Source organism: Sphingomonas gilva, from assembly GCF_003515075.1.
In the GTDB taxonomy this organism is placed as follows: domain Bacteria; phylum Pseudomonadota; class Alphaproteobacteria; order Sphingomonadales; family Sphingomonadaceae; genus Sphingomonas; species Sphingomonas gilva.
Genome location: NZ_QWLV01000001.1, coordinates 432,739 through 450,736, shown reverse-complemented (window position 1 = coordinate 450,736; position 17,998 = coordinate 432,739). Strand labels below are relative to the sequence as shown.

The 17,998-nt window shown below is 66.3% G+C and carries 24 protein-coding genes; 21 read left to right on the top strand and 3 right to left on the bottom strand.

Annotated elements, in window-relative coordinates; translation table 11 throughout:
• Position 1: 1 nt before the first annotated feature.
• From D1610_RS02190 to D1610_RS02090, 21 genes are read left to right on the top strand one after another with little or no spacing between them, the layout of a single operon-like run.
• On the top strand, positions 2 to 679 hold the full coding sequence (locus D1610_RS02190; protein ID WP_147414252.1) for a hypothetical protein: 678 nt from the start codon (positions 2 to 4) through the stop codon (positions 677 to 679).
• A complete protein-coding gene (locus D1610_RS02185; RefSeq protein ID WP_118862474.1) occupies positions 672 to 1,250 on the top strand; it encodes a flagellar basal body L-ring protein FlgH in 579 nt (192 codons plus the stop codon). Before D1610_RS02190 ends, D1610_RS02185 begins: the two co-directional genes overlap by 8 nt.
• Entirely contained in the window at positions 1,250 to 2,368 is a 1,119-nt protein-coding gene (gene flgI, locus D1610_RS02180) for a flagellar basal body P-ring protein FlgI (RefSeq protein WP_245941927.1), read from the top strand. Before D1610_RS02185 ends, flgI begins: the two co-directional genes overlap by 1 nt.
• A gap of 10 nt (positions 2,369 to 2,378) precedes the next feature.
• Positions 2,379 to 2,723, top strand: coding sequence for a flagellar basal body rod protein FlgB (locus D1610_RS02175; RefSeq protein ID WP_118862473.1), 345 nt, complete (start codon positions 2,379 to 2,381; stop codon positions 2,721 to 2,723).
• A 2-nt stretch (positions 2,724 to 2,725) separates the two neighbouring features.
• Positions 2,726 to 3,148, top strand: coding sequence for a flagellar basal body rod protein FlgC (gene flgC, locus D1610_RS02170; RefSeq protein WP_118862472.1), 423 nt, complete (start codon positions 2,726 to 2,728; stop codon positions 3,146 to 3,148).
• On the top strand, positions 3,145 to 3,465 hold the full coding sequence (gene fliE, locus D1610_RS02165; protein ID WP_222926909.1) for a flagellar hook-basal body complex protein FliE: 321 nt from the start codon (positions 3,145 to 3,147) through the stop codon (positions 3,463 to 3,465). The genes flgC and fliE overlap by 4 nt, the downstream gene beginning before the upstream one ends.
• 7 nt (positions 3,466 to 3,472) lie before the next feature.
• Positions 3,473 to 4,726 (top strand): flagellar basal-body MS-ring/collar protein FliF, encoded by a 1,254-nt coding sequence (gene fliF / locus D1610_RS02160; protein ID WP_118862470.1) that lies wholly within the window; start codon positions 3,473 to 3,475, stop codon positions 4,724 to 4,726.
• Positions 4,713 to 5,066 (top strand): hypothetical protein, encoded by a 354-nt coding sequence (locus tag D1610_RS02155; RefSeq protein WP_118862469.1) that lies wholly within the window; start codon positions 4,713 to 4,715, stop codon positions 5,064 to 5,066. The genes fliF and D1610_RS02155 overlap by 14 nt, the downstream gene beginning before the upstream one ends.
• Positions 5,067 to 5,104: 38 nt before the next feature.
• A complete protein-coding gene (locus D1610_RS02150) occupies positions 5,105 to 5,704 on the top strand; it encodes a FliH/SctL family protein (protein ID WP_147414251.1) in 600 nt (199 codons plus the stop codon).
• Positions 5,701 to 7,023: a FliI/YscN family ATPase gene (locus D1610_RS02145; protein ID WP_118862467.1), complete on the top strand. Its 1,323-nt coding sequence runs from the start codon at positions 5,701 to 5,703 to the stop codon at positions 7,021 to 7,023. The genes D1610_RS02150 and D1610_RS02145 overlap by 4 nt, the downstream gene beginning before the upstream one ends.
• Complete coding sequence (locus D1610_RS02140; protein ID WP_118862466.1) at positions 7,020 to 7,463, top strand: hypothetical protein; 444 nt, start codon at positions 7,020 to 7,022, stop codon at positions 7,461 to 7,463. Before D1610_RS02145 ends, D1610_RS02140 begins: the two co-directional genes overlap by 4 nt.
• Positions 7,460 to 8,218 (top strand): hypothetical protein, encoded by a 759-nt coding sequence (locus tag D1610_RS02135; protein WP_147414250.1) that lies wholly within the window; start codon positions 7,460 to 7,462, stop codon positions 8,216 to 8,218. The genes D1610_RS02140 and D1610_RS02135 overlap by 4 nt, the downstream gene beginning before the upstream one ends.
• 11 nt (positions 8,219 to 8,229) lie before the next feature.
• The gene (locus D1610_RS02130) at positions 8,230 to 8,676 is read left to right on the top strand and encodes a flagellar hook assembly protein FlgD (protein WP_118862941.1); all 447 of its coding nucleotides are present in this window, start codon (positions 8,230 to 8,232) and stop codon (positions 8,674 to 8,676) included.
• A 2-nt stretch (positions 8,677 to 8,678) separates the two neighbouring features.
• On the top strand, positions 8,679 to 9,854 hold the full coding sequence (locus D1610_RS02125; RefSeq protein WP_118862464.1) for a flagellar hook protein FlgE: 1,176 nt from the start codon (positions 8,679 to 8,681) through the stop codon (positions 9,852 to 9,854).
• Between the two features lie 23 nt (positions 9,855 to 9,877).
• The gene (locus tag D1610_RS02120) at positions 9,878 to 10,627 is read left to right on the top strand and encodes a FliM/FliN family flagellar motor switch protein (RefSeq protein ID WP_222926908.1); all 750 of its coding nucleotides are present in this window, start codon (positions 9,878 to 9,880) and stop codon (positions 10,625 to 10,627) included.
• Positions 10,628 to 10,631: 4 nt separating this feature from the next.
• Positions 10,632 to 10,937, top strand: coding sequence for a FliM/FliN family flagellar motor switch protein (locus tag D1610_RS02115; protein ID WP_182466670.1), 306 nt, complete (start codon positions 10,632 to 10,634; stop codon positions 10,935 to 10,937).
• Positions 10,925 to 11,341 (top strand): hypothetical protein, encoded by a 417-nt coding sequence (locus D1610_RS02110; RefSeq protein WP_118862461.1) that lies wholly within the window; start codon positions 10,925 to 10,927, stop codon positions 11,339 to 11,341. Before D1610_RS02115 ends, D1610_RS02110 begins: the two co-directional genes overlap by 13 nt.
• Positions 11,332 to 12,048 (top strand): flagellar type III secretion system pore protein FliP, encoded by a 717-nt coding sequence (gene fliP, locus D1610_RS02105; RefSeq protein WP_182466669.1) that lies wholly within the window; start codon positions 11,332 to 11,334, stop codon positions 12,046 to 12,048. Before D1610_RS02110 ends, fliP begins: the two co-directional genes overlap by 10 nt.
• The gene (locus D1610_RS02100) at positions 12,045 to 12,785 is read left to right on the top strand and encodes a sigma-70 family RNA polymerase sigma factor (protein ID WP_182466668.1); all 741 of its coding nucleotides are present in this window, start codon (positions 12,045 to 12,047) and stop codon (positions 12,783 to 12,785) included. Before fliP ends, D1610_RS02100 begins: the two co-directional genes overlap by 4 nt.
• The gene (locus D1610_RS02095; protein WP_118862459.1) at positions 12,778 to 13,350 is read left to right on the top strand and encodes a tetratricopeptide repeat protein; all 573 of its coding nucleotides are present in this window, start codon (positions 12,778 to 12,780) and stop codon (positions 13,348 to 13,350) included. The genes D1610_RS02100 and D1610_RS02095 overlap by 8 nt, the downstream gene beginning before the upstream one ends.
• Positions 13,351 to 13,400: 50 nt before the next feature.
• Positions 13,401 to 13,730 carry a hypothetical protein gene (locus D1610_RS02090; protein WP_147414249.1) on the top strand — a complete coding sequence of 110 codons (330 nt, stop codon included), beginning with the start codon at positions 13,401 to 13,403 and terminating at the stop codon, positions 13,728 to 13,730.
• Here D1610_RS02090 and D1610_RS02085 read toward each other — a convergent pair.
• From D1610_RS02085 to D1610_RS02075, 3 genes are read right to left on the bottom strand one after another with little or no spacing between them, the layout of a single operon-like run.
• The gene (locus D1610_RS02085) at positions 13,722 to 14,846 is read right to left on the bottom strand and encodes a tetratricopeptide repeat protein (RefSeq protein WP_182466667.1); all 1,125 of its coding nucleotides are present in this window, start codon (positions 14,844 to 14,846) and stop codon (positions 13,722 to 13,724) included. The two genes, D1610_RS02090 and D1610_RS02085, sit on opposite strands and share 9 nt — an antisense overlap.
• Positions 14,847 to 14,892: 46 nt before the next feature.
• Positions 14,893 to 16,917: a flagellar biosynthesis protein FlhA gene (locus D1610_RS02080; RefSeq protein ID WP_118862456.1), complete on the bottom strand. Its 2,025-nt coding sequence runs from the start codon at positions 16,915 to 16,917 to the stop codon at positions 14,893 to 14,895.
• A gap of 7 nt (positions 16,918 to 16,924) precedes the next feature.
• Complete coding sequence (locus tag D1610_RS02075) at positions 16,925 to 17,995, bottom strand: EscU/YscU/HrcU family type III secretion system export apparatus switch protein (RefSeq protein WP_118862455.1); 1,071 nt, start codon at positions 17,993 to 17,995, stop codon at positions 16,925 to 16,927.
• Between the last annotated feature and the right edge of the window lie 3 nt (positions 17,996 to 17,998).

Sequence of the window (17,998 nt, the reverse complement as noted above, 5' to 3'; positions counted from 1 at the left end):
CATGGCACCATTGATCGCATCCGCCATGCTGGCAGCAACCGGCGTCCCCGATCGAACACTGCCGCCTGAGATTTCCGTAAGCGCGCCCATCCTGACCGTCGGCGATCTTCTGTCCGATGCCGAACTGCCTGCCGAAACGCGCGCTATGGCCGTCGCCCGACTTCAGCCGGGAGAGTATCGGACCTTTAGTGGGCCTGCGCTCGCCGACCTGATCCGCCGCCGAGTGCCGGGGGTTGCGGCGGCCGCGCTCGACGGCGTGCGCACCGTGTCGGTTCGAGCGGCAGGCGGCAGCGCGAAGACTGCTGCGGCGTGTTACCGCGCGGCGCGACCGCTTGCGAAGGGAGAGCTGCTGGCGTCGAGCGACCTGTCAGCTGCCGCCTGCGGCGATGATGATCGGGCGCGGCTCGGCTTCGATCGCGCAAATGGGCTGATATTCGCTGCCGAAGCGATCCCGGCGGGGCGCTATCTGGGCCCGGTGGCGCCGGTGCCTGGCGTCGATGTCGCTCCGGGCGCCACGCTGACGCTCCGGTCCGTTGCCGGACCGGCGGTGATCGAACGAAAGGTGACGGCCGTGCAGCCAGGCCGAAACGGCCAGCGCATGTTTGTGCAGGACGCCGAAGGAACGATCTTCGCGGTCTCGTTGGCGATCGCACAAGAGCAGGACACATCTGATGACTAGAATGGGTCTGACATCGCTGACGGCCATGGCGCTCGTTCACGGCGCTCCCGGCGCGGCGGAGGATCTCTACAAGAAGGGCAACTGGGCGGCGATGAGCGCCGATCGCCGCGCCTCGCAAGTCGGCGATCTGCTGACGGTCGTCGTCTACCAATCCGCCGAGGCGTCTAACGTCGCTGAAAACGGATCGCGCAAGACCAGTTCGATCGGCGGGTCGCTGCGTGCGGGGCCAATCGACGAAGGCGGCGATCTGAGCTTCGGCGGCAGCTACAACGGCCGCGGCGAAGTCCGGCGGAGCGAGCGATTGGTGACCCAGATCAGCGTTACCGTGGAAGCCGTGCTGCCCAATGGCGACTATATCATTCGTGGCCAGCAGAAGATGCGCGTCAACGGCGAGCTGAGCGACATCGGCGTCCGCGGGCGCATCCGGTCGGCCGACATCACCGCCGACAACCGCATCCTTTCCAGCCGGATCGCCGACGCTGAGATCAACTATGACGGCAAGGGCTTCGTCTCCCGCAGCGCCAAGCCCGGCCTGATCAATCGCATCTTCAGCTTTCTCGGCCTGGCGTGATGGCGCGCAGTCTCGCTTTGGGGATCGCCGCGCTCATGCTGGTCACGCCACGCGTATCGGCGATGGCGCAGCAGGTGCCGATCAAGGGACTGGGCCGATTCGAAGGGTGGCGCGACAATGCATTGATCGGTTACGGGCTGGTTACGGGGCTGGCCGGATCGGGCGATACGCGCCGAAGCGCGGTCACCCGTCAGGCGCTGCGCAACGTCCTCAGCCGTCTCGGCACGACGGTGACCGATGAACAGATCAGCAGCCGGAACGTCGCGGTGGTGTTGGTGACCGCGGTGCTGCCGGCCTCGGCGAATATCGGCGACCGGATCGACGTGACCGTGTCGTCGGTGGGCGACGCGCGCAGCCTGGCCGGCGGCACGCTGATCATGACCCCGCTGCTCGGGCCCGACCAGCAGACCTATGCGCTCGCGCAAGGTCCGTTGGTCGTCGGAGGCTATAATTTCGAAAGCGAGCTGAACCAGCAGCAGCGCAACTATCCGACCACCGCGATCCTGCAGGCCGGCGCGACGATCGAGGCCTCGGTCGATGCCGCCATTCTGAATAACGACGGGCAGCTCTCCTTCCTGCTCGACGATCCCAGCTTCACCACGGCGCAGCGCATCGCGGACCGGATCAGCGCGCGCTTCGGCCTCGGTGTCGCGTCGGTGAAGAACGCTGATGAGGTGCAAATCCGCTTCGCGGGCAATGCGGCCGGGCTCGCTCCGTTCATGTCCGCGCTCGAGAATATGACGATCCAGCCCGACGCCACCCCGCGAGTCGTGATCAACGAACGCACCGGCACGGTGGTCGCCGGCGGAGATGTCACGATCTCCAGCGTCGTCATCGCGCAAGGCGACATCAAGGTGACGATCACCGCGGACAAGATCGCGTCCCAACCGAGCTTCATATCAGGCTTTGCCAGCGACGTACGCAGCCTGGTGGTTACGAACACCACATTGGAGGTGGATCAGGGATCGGAGGATGTCGCGTTCCGCTTCCCCAGCAGCACCATCGCCGATCTCGTGCAGGGGCTGTCCCAGGCGCGCGTCGATACGCGCAGGACGATCAGCATCCTTCAGGCGATGAAGACCGCAGGCGCGCTCCATGCCGACATCATCGTGAAATAGGGACCGGTCGATGGATACCGTTTCAATAGCACTGATTTCGAAGGCGCTCGATTGCCTGGCGATGCGCTCCGCGGTCACCGCGCAGAATATCGCGAACGCGAATTCGGCCCATTACCGCCCCGTTGGCGTCAGCTTCGAAGACAGATTGAAGGCGGCCGCCGAGAGGGGCGCGGCGGCAATCGCGCTGGTGGAGCCGCGAATGGACTATGCGCCCACGTCGCCGATCGCATCCGAGCTGCGGCTCGATCTGGAGCTCGCCACCGCATCGCAGACGGCCGGACGGTTCGCCGCGCTGCTCGATGTGCTGGGCCGGCAGATGCACATCTCCAGAACCGCCGTCTCGGGAGGCCAGTGACGATGCAAGCGGCACAGATCAGCCGGACCGGCCTCGACGTCGAATGGCAGCGCCTTCAGGTCATCGCGCAAAACCTCGCCAACATGAACACGACGCGCACCGCCTCGGGCGATCCGTACCGTCCTTCGCAGCTGATTACCGGGCCGAAGGTGAGCTTCGCCGATGCGGTGCGTGATAAGGGGATGCCGTCGCGCCCGACCGGGGTTGAAGTGCTGGGACTCGAAGCCATTCCCGGCGGCGTGCGGCGAGTTCACGAGCCCGGCCATCCACATGCCGATGCCGATGGCTTCGTGACCTATCCAGACATCGACCACGCCGCCCAGATGACGCTGCTGATCAAGACGTCGCGCGTCTACGAGGCCAACCTCACAGCGCTGACGATCGCCCAGCAGATGTACGCCCGCGCGCTGGAGCTGGGGAAGTGAGCGTAGCCGGCATCGAGGCGGTCGCCGCAGCGCAAATGACGGGCTCCGAATATGTAGCGCTTCAGCCGCATATCAATCCGGCCCCTCAAGCGCCGTCGGCGAGCTTCGGCGACATGATCATGCAAGGGCTCCAGCGCGTCGACGCGCGGATCGACAAGGCGGACGCGCTGGTTCGGCAGTTCGCGGTCGATGACACGGTGCCCGTCCATCAGGTCACGATGGCGCTCGAGGAGGCGCGGCTCGCCGTGGAACTCGCGATGCAGGTCCGCACGCGCCTGGTCGAGGGATATCGCGAACTCATGAACATGCAGATCTGATCTTGCGATGTCGGAGACCAACACCTCGGCCGGTCCGCCCTTCCAAAGACGTCAGTTGATCATCGTCGCAGGCGTGTTCGCGATCCTGCTGGCGATCCTCGCGCTCGCCTACATGCTGTTCCTGCGGCCCGAGTACCGCGTCCTCTACGCCGATCTGCGCGCCGCCGACGCAGCCGCGATCGTGGCCGAGCTCGATGCCCGCGGCATCGCCTACCGCTTGCGCGATAATGGCACGACGATCCTGGTGCCGGAGGACGAAAGCGACACCAGCCGGCTCGCCATTGCCGGGTCAGAGGCTGGCGCGAAGGGGTTGGTAGGGTTTGAACTGTTCAACGAATCGGACATGGGCCTCACCAACTTCGCGCAGAAGATCAACTATCAACGCGCGCTTCAGGGCGAGCTCGTGCGCACGATCATGATGATGGACGGCGTGGAGTCCGCGCGTGTCCACCTCGCCATTCCCGAGCGCGCCCTGTTCCGGGGCGAACGCAGCCAGCCTAAGGCGGCGGTGACCATCGCGATGAAGGACGGCCGCCAGCTCGTCGATGCGCGTGTTACGGGAATCCAGCGGCTCGTCGCCGCCGCGGTTCCGGATCTTCCGGAGCGGCAGGTGGTTGTGCTCGACGAATTGGGAGCTGTGATCAGTTCCGCGCCGGACGACTCCGGCGTTTCGGCGGTATCGGAAGAGGATCGCGCGGCCGCACTCTATTACCGCGCGCGAATCCGCGGCGCCGTCAGCCGAGCGATACCGGGGTTGCAATTCTCGATCACCGTGCGGATCGTGCCCGGCACCCTTGCAGGCGTGCCCGGGACGGAGGACGATGTCGACGGCGTGCGAGAGGCGGGCGCCGGCCGCGATTTCGGGCTCGATATCCGGTTCGGCAGTTCGGCGCCGCTGAACGAGGAAGACCAGCAGGTGGCGCGGGCAGCCATCAACGAAGCGGTGGTCTTCGATCCCACCAAGGGAGACGGCTTGTCCTTTGAAATCGGCTTGGCTGATGACGGCGCAGCGCCGCCGCGTCGCATGGCGCGCCTCGATGAGAGCGTTGCCTCGCCTGCCCCGCCGGCTCCCGCCGCCGATTGGCAGCTTCCGACATCTTGGTTCTGGATAATCGCAGCTCTTGTCGCGGCAGCGGCCATCTTGGTGTTTCGGCCGTTCGCCCGTCGCGAGATGCTCAGCCGGGATGAGCATGACAGCTTCGCCGATCAGCTGCGCAACCGGCTGAACCTCGCCGGGGAAGACGCAGATGCCGCCCGCTGAGTCGCTGGAGGCGCTGATTGGCGATCTGCGCTCGATTGGCGAACCGGACCGCCGCGCCATCCTCCGACGGTTGACCATGGGGGAACGCGCCCGCATCGAGCACCTGTTGCGATTGAGCCCACCGACCGGGGGCATGAATCTCTATAGTGACGCTCTCGTCGAACGGATCGCAGCCGCATCATCGGATAGCGAGCCCTCGAACATGACCGCTGCGACGCGGGAGACGTTGCTGGGAGTTATGGCTGGACGTTCGGAGGGAGCCTGGGAACCTGCAGTGCGGCGGGGCGGATCGCTGCTCGATGTGATCGGCGGCGCTGTCCGAAAACGGCTTTCCGCATGAGCGCGATCATCAAACGAGGCGCTCTCACCGATCGCGCCATGCGTATCTCTTGGATCGAGCCCGAGCCTCCGGCCGATCCCATCGATCACGAACGCGCGGCCTTGGTTGCCGAGATCGACACGCTGCGCGATGCGCTGCGCCGCGCGGGCGAGGATGCCGAAGAGGCGGCGCGGGCAGCCTATGAGGAGGGGCTGAAGCACGCCGCCGACCGCGAGTCCGATCGAACCGAAGCGCTGGGCTCGGGAATCGAAGAAGCGATAGTCGCCTTTTCGCGCAAGCTGGAGGCGATCGACGGCCTGGCGGCCCTGCTCGCGCGCAAAGCGCTCGACAAGATGTTCGACGGCATCGGCGATCGGGCAGCGATCGTTGAGGCGATGCTGGCGCGCCAACTCCGCGAACTGCGTGCCGGCTGCGCTATTGCGGTCCACGTCGCCGCGAAGGACTTCGGGAACGCGGCCGATCTCGATCGGCTGGCCCGCACGTTCACCAGCGTCTCGACCATCGCCGTCGACGAAAGGCTTCCGGCCGGAAGCTGCCGCATCGATCTGAAGCTTGGCCATCTCGACCTGTCGGTGCGCGAGCGGTGGGAACAGGTCGCCGCGGTGCTCGACGAGCTTGCCGGACAGGCGACAGCATGAGCGCCGCCCACCCCTTTGTCGAACGGCTCGACGCGCTTTCGCTCGATCGGCCGCACGGCTTCGTGCGCAAGGTCGCGCAGGGCCATTTCGAAGCGACAGGACCGGCTTGCCTGGTGGGCGACATCTGCGAGGTCGATGCGAACGCCTCCCACGAGTCCATCCTGACGCAGGTCGCCGGTGTGGACGATGGGCGGCTCATTCTCGTCCCGCTGCGGCAGAACCGCGCGGTGCCGCTGGGCGCGCGCGTGGTCCCCATATCGCGAAACGCGTCGGCGCCGGTCGGACATCGGTTTGCCGGCCGCGCGGTCGACGGCATGGGCCAGCCGTTCGACGGCAGGAGAGAGATCATCGCCTCGGCGATGAGCCCCATCGACGGCACCGTTCCCGGCCCACTCGACCGCGGCGCCTCGTCGCGCGTCATGGCCACCGGCCTGAAAGCGATCGACGGGTTGCTCACGCTCGCTGAGGGGCAGCGCATCGGCATCTTCGCCGCAAGCGGCGTCGGCAAGACCAGCCTGGTCGAACAGCTGGCGCTGCAGGCGTCGTGCGACCGCTGCATCGTCTGTCTGGTGGGCGAGCGCGGCCGCGAGGTCGAGGCGATATGGCGGGCCTTGTCGGCCGGCCCGAAGCCGGATCGCTACACCATGATCGCGGCGACTTCCGACGAAAGCGCCGCCTTGCGTGCGCGCAGCGTCAACCAGGCGCTGTGCCTTGCCGAATATTGGCGGGACCAGGGCGAGCATGTCGTGCTGATCGTCGATTCGATTACCCGCATGGCGATGGCGTTGCGTGAGATCGGCCTCGCTGCAGGCGAGCCGCCGACCGTCAGGGCCTACACGCCCAATGTGTTCAGCGCCCTGCCCCGCATCGTTGAACGCTGCGGCGCGACCCGTTCCGGCGGCGCGATCACCGCGATCATGACCGTGCTGAGCGAGACCGACGATGTCGACGATCCGATCGTCGAGATCATGAAGTCGCTGCTCGACGGGCACATCGTCCTGTCCCGCACGCTCGCCGAGCGCGGCCATTTCCCGGCGATCGACGTTTCGCGCAGCATCAGCCGGCAGGCCGCGCGATTGATGGCGGCCGAACATGCCGGCGCGGCGCGCGATGCGGTGGCGCTGCTCGGCATCTACGAAGAATCGCGGGTGATGATCGAAAGCGGCGTCTACAAAAGCGGATCGAATGCCGAGATCGATCGCGCGATCGCGATGCGCGCGAAACTGATGGCGTTCCTCCAGCAACCGCAGGACCAGCCAAGCGATTTCTCTGCAACCGTCGCCGCGATGACCGCCCTCATGCGGCGGCCGACTGCATGAGAAACGCGCGCCATAAAGCACTCGCCGAGCTGCGTTCGATCCATGAGGCGCGGCGATACGCGGCCGAATGCGCTCTGGCGGATGCCAACCGGGACGAGGCCGTTGCGCAGGAAAAGGTGCAGCTGGTGCAGGCGGCGACTGGAGAAGCGGTGGCCGATTGGGCGGCGCATGTGCAACGCGCCTTCGATCCGGCCTTGGCGCGCGCATTGTCCAGGGTGGTGGACGCTCGGATGAGCGACACGGTAAGGGCGGAAGAAGAGGCTCGCCGGGCCGCGGAACGATCGCGCGCGCGGGCGGAAGACTGGCATCGGAGCGATGCCCATGCACGCCAGAGCGACGCCCTGCTTGCAAGGTCCAAACGTGTGCTCGCCCGCAAGCGCGAGGCGCTGGCGCTGGACGCGCTCTCCGATCTCACGGTGCAACGGTGGAGCCGGTCATGACCAACCCGGTGGCGCATCCATCCGCGTCTCCCGTCAGCCGCGACCGTCGCGATCCCGCGCAGCCGGAGCAGCGCGGCGAACCCGGCGACGATTTCTCGCGCCGCCTCGCTCGCTCGGCCGAAGGGGTGGAGCACGCCGGAAGAGAAGGCTTGCGCCCGCCATCCGCAATGCTCGATCGGGAGGCGCTGGATCAGCTGCAGGCCGAACGCTTCAATGAGCATGGCTTCTTTGGCGATGCGGTCGCCCTTCGCGCCGATCAAGCGGCGCAGCCGACATCGCCGCTGTCAGTGAAGTTCGACTCCGCGCCGGCGGAAATCGAAGCACCGATCGGAAATGGTCGGCTCGCGGGCATTGCCGAAAGATCCGTCCGGTCAGTTCTGCCCCTGCCCCTCATCAGTGTCCGGTCTGCGCCATCCGATCCTGCGCCACTGGTCGACGGAGCAAAAACGGTCATCGCCGCCGCCGCGATCACCGGGATCGACCCCGGCAAGAGCCGGCCCCTTCTGCCACCTGCGCGGACAATGCCCTCACTTCCGGCACATGCCGACCGGCAACGGGCAGATGGCGCGAAATCGAACATGTCGATCGCTATCCATGCCTTGGCGGAAGGCTTGCGGGTCGTCGCTCGGCTGGGGCGGATGGAGCCGCACGAACGCGAGCGGATGCGCACCGAAATCGCAGCGCTGCTCGCGATCCACGGTTACTCGCCTCGCGAAATATCGGTGCAGGGGCCGCAGGCGAGCACCGGCGGATAAGGAGGGAGATGATGCAGGTTGCCCCCATCACCGGCTTGCCCGGCAGTACGGCCGCCCCGGCACAGGCTGGCGCTGGCGATACCGCCAGCAGCGCGTTCGGGATGAGCTTCGAAGCGCTGCTGAAGATCGTGCTGACCCAGCTGACCTATCAGGATCCGCTGAAACCGATGGAGAATTTCGAGTTCGTCTCGCAGCTCGCCCAATTCTCCCAGATCCAGCAGGGGCAGACGATGAACGACAGCCTGGAGCTGCTGGTCTCCGCACAGGCGACCAACCAGGCGACGGGTCTGCTCGGCAAGCGCGTCGACATACCGCAGGGCTCGGGCGTGCTGACCGGCACCGTCATCGCGATCGCTTTCGAAAGCGGAACGCCCGTCGCCACGATCAAGACGCCCGAGGGGCTGACCATCAGCGATATCGCGATCAGCAGCGTGCAACAGATTCGACAGGGGGAATAGGGATGTTCGGTTCGATCTATCTCGGTCTCAGCGGCCTCAACGCCTATCAGCGCGGGCTGCAGCAGGTCAGCAACAACGTTTCCAACCTCAATACCACGGGATTCAAATCCTCCACGGTCACATTCCAGGACCTGTTCGGGACGCCCCAGCATGGAGGCATGGGCCTGGCCGGCGGCGACGCATCAGGAAATGGCGTGACGCTCGGCGAGATCCAGCTCGATTTCAAGCAGGGCGAGTTGCGGCAGACCGGCAGGGAGCTCGATCTCGCCGTCAACGGCACGGGCTTCCTCGTCGTCACCAAGGGTGACGAGATGCTTTATCTCCGCACCGGCAGCTTCGAGATCGACAAGGAGGGCTATGTCGTCCTGGCCGGAACCGAATATCGGCTGGCGACGCTGGACGAAGCCAACAAGCCGGTGAACGTCTCGATCGACGCGTGGCGCACCAGCCTGCCGACACCGACGACGAAGATCGTGTTCGCCGACAATCTTTCGTCGACTGCGACCACCCACGGCATAAGCGACGTGAAGGTCTACGCGAAGGACGGCACGCAGCATGTATGGTCGCTGAAGTTCGACAAGAACACGACACTCGGCGGCGACAATTGGGACATAACCATCACCGACGCCAAGGCGAAGGAAGTCGGCAAGGTCGCACTCAAGTTCATATCGGGCGTCGTCGACCCGGCGACGGCGAAGATCGCCGTCAAGGACGCCACGGCGGGCATCGATCTGACGCTCGATTTCAGCGGCGCCGTGCAATCCTATTCCTCGGGCACGGTCTCGACGCTGCGCAGTGCTTCGGTGGACGGCTACGGCGTCGGCGCGATCACTTCGATCAAGGTGAACGCCGATGGCAAGCTGGAAATCGGCTACTCCAACCAGCAGAAGCGCGATCTGGGCGCGGTCGCGATTGCCGATTTCCGCGATCCGCAAGCGCTCGAGCGGCGCGGCGGCGGGTTGTACGCGCAAGGGGCTGCCGGTCCGCGCGCACTGGTCGCGAGCGGCGACCAGCGCGCGGGCAAGGTCGAATCGGGCAAGCTCGAAGCATCGAACGTCGATCTTTCCAAGCAGTTCGGTGAGCTGATCCTGATCCAGCGCGGCTTCCAGGCATCGTCGCAGATCATCAGCGTGTCGAACGACATGATCCAGCAGCTGTTCGGGATACGCGGCCAGTGACGCGGACGGCGTTCCGATACTGGTTGCCCGAAGGAACCGGGGCGCCGCAGGCTCTCACAATAAAGATCGAAGACATGGTGAGAGACTGGTCGCGGACCTGGTTCGCCGGGGAGTCGTTTGCCGTCACCCGCCCCCTTGCTCCGCGTCCGAAGGTCCGTCTGCGGCAGGCGCTGTGCTGGCAATCGGTGGACGAGGGGATAGCTCTCAACTGGGCCGATCATCTGCCGCACTCGGTCGCGGCGCGCATGCTCGGCTGGGAATCGCTGCCCGCCACGCTCGGCGAGAACGACCTGGCCGTGCTTGATCGATTGGCGGACGCATGTCTGGACGATTTGAAGCGACGTTGCCGCCGACTGGCGAATCTGCCCGAGGACGGCGCCTGGTCGAACGCACCGGTCGATGGTCCGGACCGCTATGAAATGGAGATCGGCATAGCCGGCGGCGGCATGCCGATCGCCATTGTCATGACCGCGGAATGCTTCGCGCGCGTCGCCCGGCACCATCTCGACGCGCCCCCGCGGAAGGCATTGCGCGACGGGCGTTCCGCCCTTTCCACGCTTTCCGTCGGGGTCTCGGCGCATGTCGGCAGCTGCCGCGTATCGCTCGCCGATCTCGAGCAATTGGCGGCGGGCGACGTGCTGATCCTGGATCGCGGCGCGAAGGATCCGCTGCCGCTCGCCGTCGATCGCGCGCGCCTGCCATCGGGGCGATGCGTCGTCGTGCCCCGCGATGGCGGCTTGGACCTGAAGATCACCGAAGCCTTGATGGGATGACATCGTGAACGACCTAATCGACGCGGCTGCTCAACCGCCTGCCGATCCGAAAAAGCCGAACGGAATAGCGGTGAGCAGGCGGCTGATCGCCCATGTCGACGTGCAATTGGAGGCGTTCCTGGGCGATGCGCGCATGACGGTGGCGGAGCTCGCCGCGCTGAAGGCGGAATCGATCGTGCGCCTCGACGCGCCGATCAACGGCCTGGTCGAGTTGCGGCTGAACGGATCGATCGTCGCGCATGGCGAGCTCGTCGCGGTCGACGAGAATTTCGGCATCCGCATCACGGGCGTTGCGCAGTGGCCGGACTGAACGGGCGGTCCCGCCAGTGGCGGGTCGCGGCGACGGTCTGGCTGCTCTGCCATGCGACGCATGTCCACGCCGCGCCGGGACGGCTCGGCGGAGGCGGCGGCGTCGACATCCCGATCGGCCGCATATTCGCCGTGACAATGCTGTGCATCATGCTCGCGGCGCTTGCGGCGTTCGCGATCAAGCGCGGGGGCGGCCGCGTTCGAGTCGGCGCGCTGAGCAATCTGCTGCGCCGCCTGCCGGCCGATCGGCGCATGCAGGTGATCGAAACGCGGCGCGCCAGCCAGTTCGCCGATGTCTGCCTGATCCGATGCGACGATCGCGAATATCTGGCGCTGTGCTCGCAGCACCAGTTCCTGCTCCTGCGCGAGAGCGCGGCGGCCGAGGACGCGCCGGAATGCGAATGATGCGCGGGCTCGCGATCGGCGCATGCGCCGCGCTGGCGGTGTCGGCCGGTCCTGCGGTCGCCGCACCCGTCGCGCCCGAAATCGGGTCCGACGTGGTGCGCACCGCGCTCATCCTGACGCTTCTCGCGGTGGCGCCCTCGATCCTGATCAGCATGTCGAGCTTCATCCGGATCGTCATCGTGTTGGCGATGGTCCGGCACGCGTTCGGCATGCCCGAGACGCCGCCCAACGCCGTGCTTGTCAGCCTGGCGCTGTTCCTCACCGCCTTTTCGATGGCGCCGACGCTAGAGGCGGTGAACGCGAGGTCGGTGCAGCCGCTGATGGCGGGGACGATCGGGGTCGAGCAGGCGATCGAGCGCGGCAGCGCGCCGATGCGCGACTTCATGCTCGCCCAGACGCGCGACGCCGATATCGAGGCGATCTATGCGATTGCCAAGGCGCCCCTGCCCGACCGGCCCGACCAGGTAGAGCTGCTCAAGCTGACCCCGGCCTTCATCCTCAACGAGCTGCGCGTCGCCTTCACCATCGGCTTCGTCATCCTCCTCCCCTTCCTGCTGATCGATCTCGTGGTCTCCGCCATCCTGCTGGCGCTCGGCATGATGATGGTGCCGCCGGCGACGATATCGCTGCCGATCAAGATATTGATGTTCGTCCTGATCGACGGATGGAGCCTCGTGCTGCAGGGCGTGCTGGGCAGTTTCAGATGAACCGCGCGGCCGCCACGACCGGCCTGGACATCGTCGTCGAGCCCGCGCGGGTGGAGGCCTCCTTGTGGCGGCGTCTGCGCTTCGAGAGCGAGCTGCTGTGCCGGGAGCAGCTGTTCAACCGTTATCGCGACCTCGCACGGGCGATCGCGAGGCGACAGGCGCGGTCTCGGCCCGATCGCGGCGTGGAGATCGGCGACTTCGAACAGTTCGCCTATGAAGGCCTGCTGCAGGCGATCGACCGCTACGATCCGCTACGGGGCGCGCCATTCGCGGCGTTCGCCCGGCGGCGCATAGCCGGCAGCATCGCCGACGGCGCCGCGCGGATGAACGAGATCGACGCCCAATATGGCTATCGCCGCCGTGTCGAGCAGGAACGCGTGCGCTCGCTGGGAGCGGGGGAATCCGACGGGAACGCTCTCGACCAGCTCTCCGCCATGGCCGCGGGGCTCGCGATCGGGCTGATGCTGGAAGGGACCGGGCTGATCGGCGGGGCGGACAGGACCGATCATCGGCCCAACGCCTATGACAGCCTCGCCTGGCGCGAGCTGCAGTCGATCCTTGTTCGGGCGGTGGGCGATCTGCCCGAGCGCGAAGCCGTGATCATCCGCCAGCATTATGAAAATGGCCTGAGCTTCACCCGGATCGCGCAGCTGATCGGCGTGACCAAGGGACGGGTGTCGCAATTGCATCGGGCGGCGGTAGAAAGGTTGCGCGCGCGGATCGCGGCGGATGGATGAGGACGGCAAGATGACGATGTGCGGCGACGAGGAGATGGAGCAGCTCGTGAACGCGATGCAGACCGGCGCGGGCGACGAGCTTGCGTTGATGGAGCGATTGCTCGCGGCCTATCCCGACGACGCCCGGCTGCATTTCCTCAAAGGCTCGGTCTTGGCGGCTGCCGGCCGCCCGATCGAGGCGCATGCCGCGCTGGCGCGCGCGGTCGAACTCGCTCCCGATTTCGCGATCGCCCGGTTCCAGCTCGGCTTCTTCGAGCTGACATCGGGCGAGCCGGCTCGTGCGCTCGCGACATGGGAACCGCTCGATGGTCTGCCGGATGGGCATTATCTCCATCATTTCGTCACCGGCCTGCGCCATCTGATCCACGACCGCTTCCCTGCAGCCATTGCCGCGCTGCGCGCCGGGATCGCGGCCAACACCGAAAATCCGCCGCTCAATCGCGACATGCAGCTGCTGATCGATCGATCCGCCGAGGTGAGCGGAGAGGACGGCGGGCAGGTCGCCGAAACCTCCGCCACCTCCTTTTTCCTGGATCAGTTCGGCGCGCGCGGCACGACGCATTGATCCACTCTCGGGATTAAACGATGACGCGGATTGGCAATAGCGACCAGATATTGCGGTTGCTGCGCGCTCAACTCGAACGCGCCGACAAAGCGAACAGATCGAAGAAGAAGGACGCTGCGGGCCGAACGGACGAGGTTCGCGAGCGCCCGCTGGATCGAGTGCGCAGCCTGGCGTCGATCGACACGATGGAAGAGGAGGATCTCCGGCGGGCGGTGGTGCGCGGCCTTCTCGCTGAGCGGTTTGGCGAAGCGATCACCAACGATGCCGCCTTTCAGGGCATCGCCAAGGATGTCACGCGGATGATCGAAGAGACGCCCGAAGGCCGCGCGCTGATCGATCGCGCCGTGGCCAGCCTGCGCGTCGAACCCCGCTCACCCTGATCGCAAGCCCATGCGCGCCAGCGATTGGGCGATGGTGCGCCCTCCCCCATCGACCGGCGTATTGATCGCCATATCGAATATCCGCTGCGCCTTCGCGTGATCGCCACCGCCCGCGGCGATCAGCGTCGCAGCGAGCGCTGCGGAGAAGCACTGGCGATCGAGCCGCAATGCGGTTTCGGTTCGGCGGCGAGCGATCTCCAGATCACCCGCAAGCACATCGAGCACTGCAAGCGAGCCATGGGCTTCGGCGAAATTGTCGTCGATTGCGCGGGCTTTTTCGAACCTGTCGCGCGCGGCTGCCGCGTCGCCCGCGATGAAATGCGCCCAGCCGGCCGCGATCCATGATCCGAGATGGTCGCCGAACAGCGCCGCACCGCGGTCGATGTCGGTCGCTGCGGCGGCTGGATCGCCGTGGAGTCGCGCAAGCCCGCGTCCCACCCATCCCCGCGGCGAGGCCCGATCGCGTGCCACCGCGCCATCGAACAAGCGATAGGCGGTTTCGCCGTCGTCCTCGCCAAGCGCCAGCGTCCCCAGCGTATTGAGCGCGTCGGGATGGTCGCCGGCGCGTGAAGCGCAGAGCCGCGCCAGCTCGACGTCCTCGATATCGATCGCCAGCGTCGCCACGGCGGCGTTCAGCGCGCGGTGATCGGGATGGAGCGCGATCAGCCTATGCGCCTGCTCCGCCGCCTCGTCCATGTTCCCCGCATCGTGAAGCAGCTGCACCAGCAAAGCGGCCGCCTGCGGCAGCGCCGCGGCGGTAGCTTCGTCGATCAGCGGCAGCGCCTCGGCGAAGCGCCTCTGCATCGCCAGCGCCCAGGCAAGACCGAAGCGGATAGGCGGCGCGTCCACGCCTTCCGCCATCATCGAGCCGTACGCATCGGCGGCGGCCGCCCAGTCCTCACGCTGCATCGCGATCAGCGCCGCCAGATTCCGCATCTGCGGTGAAGGCTCCGCCGCTCCCGCATATCGATCGAGCGCCGCCTGCGCATCATCCAGCCGGCCCTCGTCCAGCGCTGCTTCCGCGCATTCGGCGAGCAACCTTTCATTGCCGGGATCCTGGCGGAGCAGCGCCTGAAGCCGCTCGAAGCGGCTCGCGGACAGGGCGTCGTTGGACATGGTCATTGCTCCGTTCCGATCATTGCAGGGGACGCCTCATTCCAGGCTAGCTTTCCAGCCGCACGACGTCGAACGACTTCAGGGTGATGCGCATGGGAATTTCGTTGACCGACAGGATCGACAGCTTGGGAATGCTGCGCCGCGTGAGCGAGCGCAGGTGCCGCCGCAGCTCGGCGCCGCACAGCAACACGGGTGCGCGGCCCTGGCTGAACATCGCGTCGGTCAACGGCGCTAGCTTGCGCACCAGCTGCTCCGCGAGGCGCGGTTCGACGGCAAGCGACCCGCCGCCGCCCATTGAGCCGATGCTCGCGGCGATCTGATTTTCCACACGCGGGTCGAGGCTGAGAACCGCGAGATCGCCGTGCTTGCCGCGCAACTGGTGGCAGATCGCGTAGCTCATCCGCTGACGGACGAGCTCGGTCAGCTCGGCGGCATCCTTCTGCGTGCGGGCAAGGTCCGCCAGATGTTCGATGATGATGTCCAGATTGGCGATCGACACGCCTTCCGACAGGAGGTTCTGCAGCACCCGCTGGATGTCCGACACGGTCAGGATGTTCGGGATCAGCTCCTCGAGCAGTCCGGGCTGGCGCGCTCGCACTCCGTCGAGCAACGAAACCACGGCGGACCGCGTCAGCAGCGCGGCCACCTCTCCGCGCACGATCTCGGAGAAATGCGTGATCATCACGGTGACAGGATCGACGATGGTGAAGCCGTCGCGCCGCGCCGCATCGGTCTCAGCCGGTTCGATCCAGAATGCGGCCAGGCCGAATGCGGGATCGCGTGTCTCGATGCCCGCGACCTTCTTTCTGTCGGCGCCTGGACCGCTGATCGCCATCATCTTGTCCGGGCTGACCTCGCCCGCGCCGTACCGGGCGCCGAACAGGCGGACTTCGTACTCGTTCTCACCCAGGCCGCCGCCATCGAGCAGGCGCACCGCCGGGAAACTCACACCGAAGTCCGCCTCATGGGAGTGGCGCAGGCTGGCGATCCGATCGAGGATCACCGCCTCTTCATTCGCCCACGCCGCCGCCAGCGCGGCCCCCAAACGCACCTCGAGCGCCGCGGCGGGCGCCGTTCCAATGGTGCTCTCCGCTTCCGCGACCCCCTCATACAAGCTCGATCGAACCGCGCGGCGAATGCGCCACCATCCGAAGAACGCGATCGCCGCGATCACCACGATCGGCCATTTCGGCATGCCCGGCAGCAGCAGCAGGGCCATCAACACGCCGGCGACGATCAGCGGGATGCGCGGCACCGATCCCAACTGGCGAAACACCTCGGTGCTGAGCTCGCGATCGGCGGCAGAGCGGGTGACGATGATGCCGGTCGCGACGGAGATGATCAGCGCCGGCAGCTGCGTGGCGATACCGTCGCCGATGGTCAGCAGGGTAAAGCGCTGCAGCGCCTCGCTCCAGCTCATTCCCATCTGCATCACGCCGATGATCCAGCCCGCGATTATGTTGATGAGGAGGATGATGATCCCGGCGATCGCATCCCCCTTCACGAACTTGCTCGCGCCGTCCATCGCGCCGTAGAAAGAGGCTTCCTTCTCCAGTTCCTCGCGCCGCCGCACCGCCTCCTTCTGGTCGATCAGCCCCATGTTGAGATCGGCGTCGATGCTCATCTGCTGGCCGGGCATGGCGTCCAGGTTGAAGCGCGCGGCGACCTCCGACACGCGCTGCGCCCCGCTGGTCACGACGACGTACTGAACGACGACCAGGATCAGGAAGACGACCAGCCCGATCACGAAATTGCCCTGCACGGCGAAGGTGCCGATCGAATCGATCACCTCGCCGGCATGCGCCTCCGTGAGGATCAGGCGCGTCGCCGCGACGTTGAGCGACAGCCGGTACAACGTCGCCACCAGGAGCAGCGACGGGAAGGTTGAGAATTCGACCGGCTTTTTCACATAGAAGGTCAGCAGCAGGATCGTCAGCGCCAGCCCGAAGTTTGAGATGATCGCAAGATCGAGCACCGCGGGTGGGATCGGCGCGAACAGGATGACCAGGATCAGCAGCGTGCCGAACACCAGCGCAAGGTCTTTGTTGCTGTCGAAGAACCGGCTGAACATGGCTTGGTCAGTCCTGTGAAGGGTGTTGCCGTGCACGGTGAAGCTGCAGGTAGAGATCCGCGACCTTCTCGTAATGCGTCCCGCCGATCTCGGCGCCGACATCGCATTGGCGGTACAAGGCGCGCGCGAGCGCCGGGCTCTGCATGATCGGGATGGCCAGCCGGAAGGCTTGGTCCTTCAGGGCGAGCGCGCGCGCGTTCCTGCCCTTGATGGCGACCGTCGGCGCCGTCATCCGCTGATTGTCGTAACGCAGCGCCACGGCATAGTGGTCGGGGTTGACGACCAGCATGTCGGCGCCCCGCAACTCGCCCGACCCCTGCTTGGAGAACTCGGCGTGAAGCTGCTTGCGCTTGCGCTTGATCCGCGGCTCGCCTTCGCGTTCCTTGGCTTCGCGCGTCACCTCGCGGCGGCTCATGCGCATCTGCTTCCCGAACTCCCTACGAACCATGATCTGGTCGAGCAGCACGAAGCCGAAGGCGATTCCGGCGAACACGAACAACAGGCGCAGTCCGGTCGCGCGGAAGATTTCGGCCAGTCGCTCGCCATCGCTCGCAATCAGCGCCTGGCTGGCGACCGCGTGCCGAATGGTGAGGTAGGTCGCCGTGCCGTAGATCGCCGCCTTCAGCAGGTTCTTGAGCGTTTCCTTGAACATCCGCGCCGAAAAGAGCCGCTTCAGCCCCTGCGCCGGATTCAGCCGCGTGAAATCGGGTTTGAGCGGATGCGTCGAGAACAGGAACCCGCGCAGCTGGACGATTTCGAGCAGCAGCACCACCAGCATGATCGTCACGCCGAGGAGGATGACCGGCTGCAGCGCGGACCAGTAGAGCGCGCCAAGCATGCCGGCGGCGCGTTCGGGGTCGTTCGCCTGATCGATTCCCGCCGAAAGCGACACGCGCATCAACTGCGCCATCTTGCCAGCGAAACCTTCCCCGGCGATGAGAATGAAGACGATGAGCGACACCAGTGCGCCGAACACGCCCAGTTCGATGCTGCGCGCGACCTGCCCTTTCTCTCGCGCGCGCTGCAGCTTGAAGGGCGTCGCCTCCTCGCTGCGGTCCTGTTCCTGCCCGGCCGCCACGCG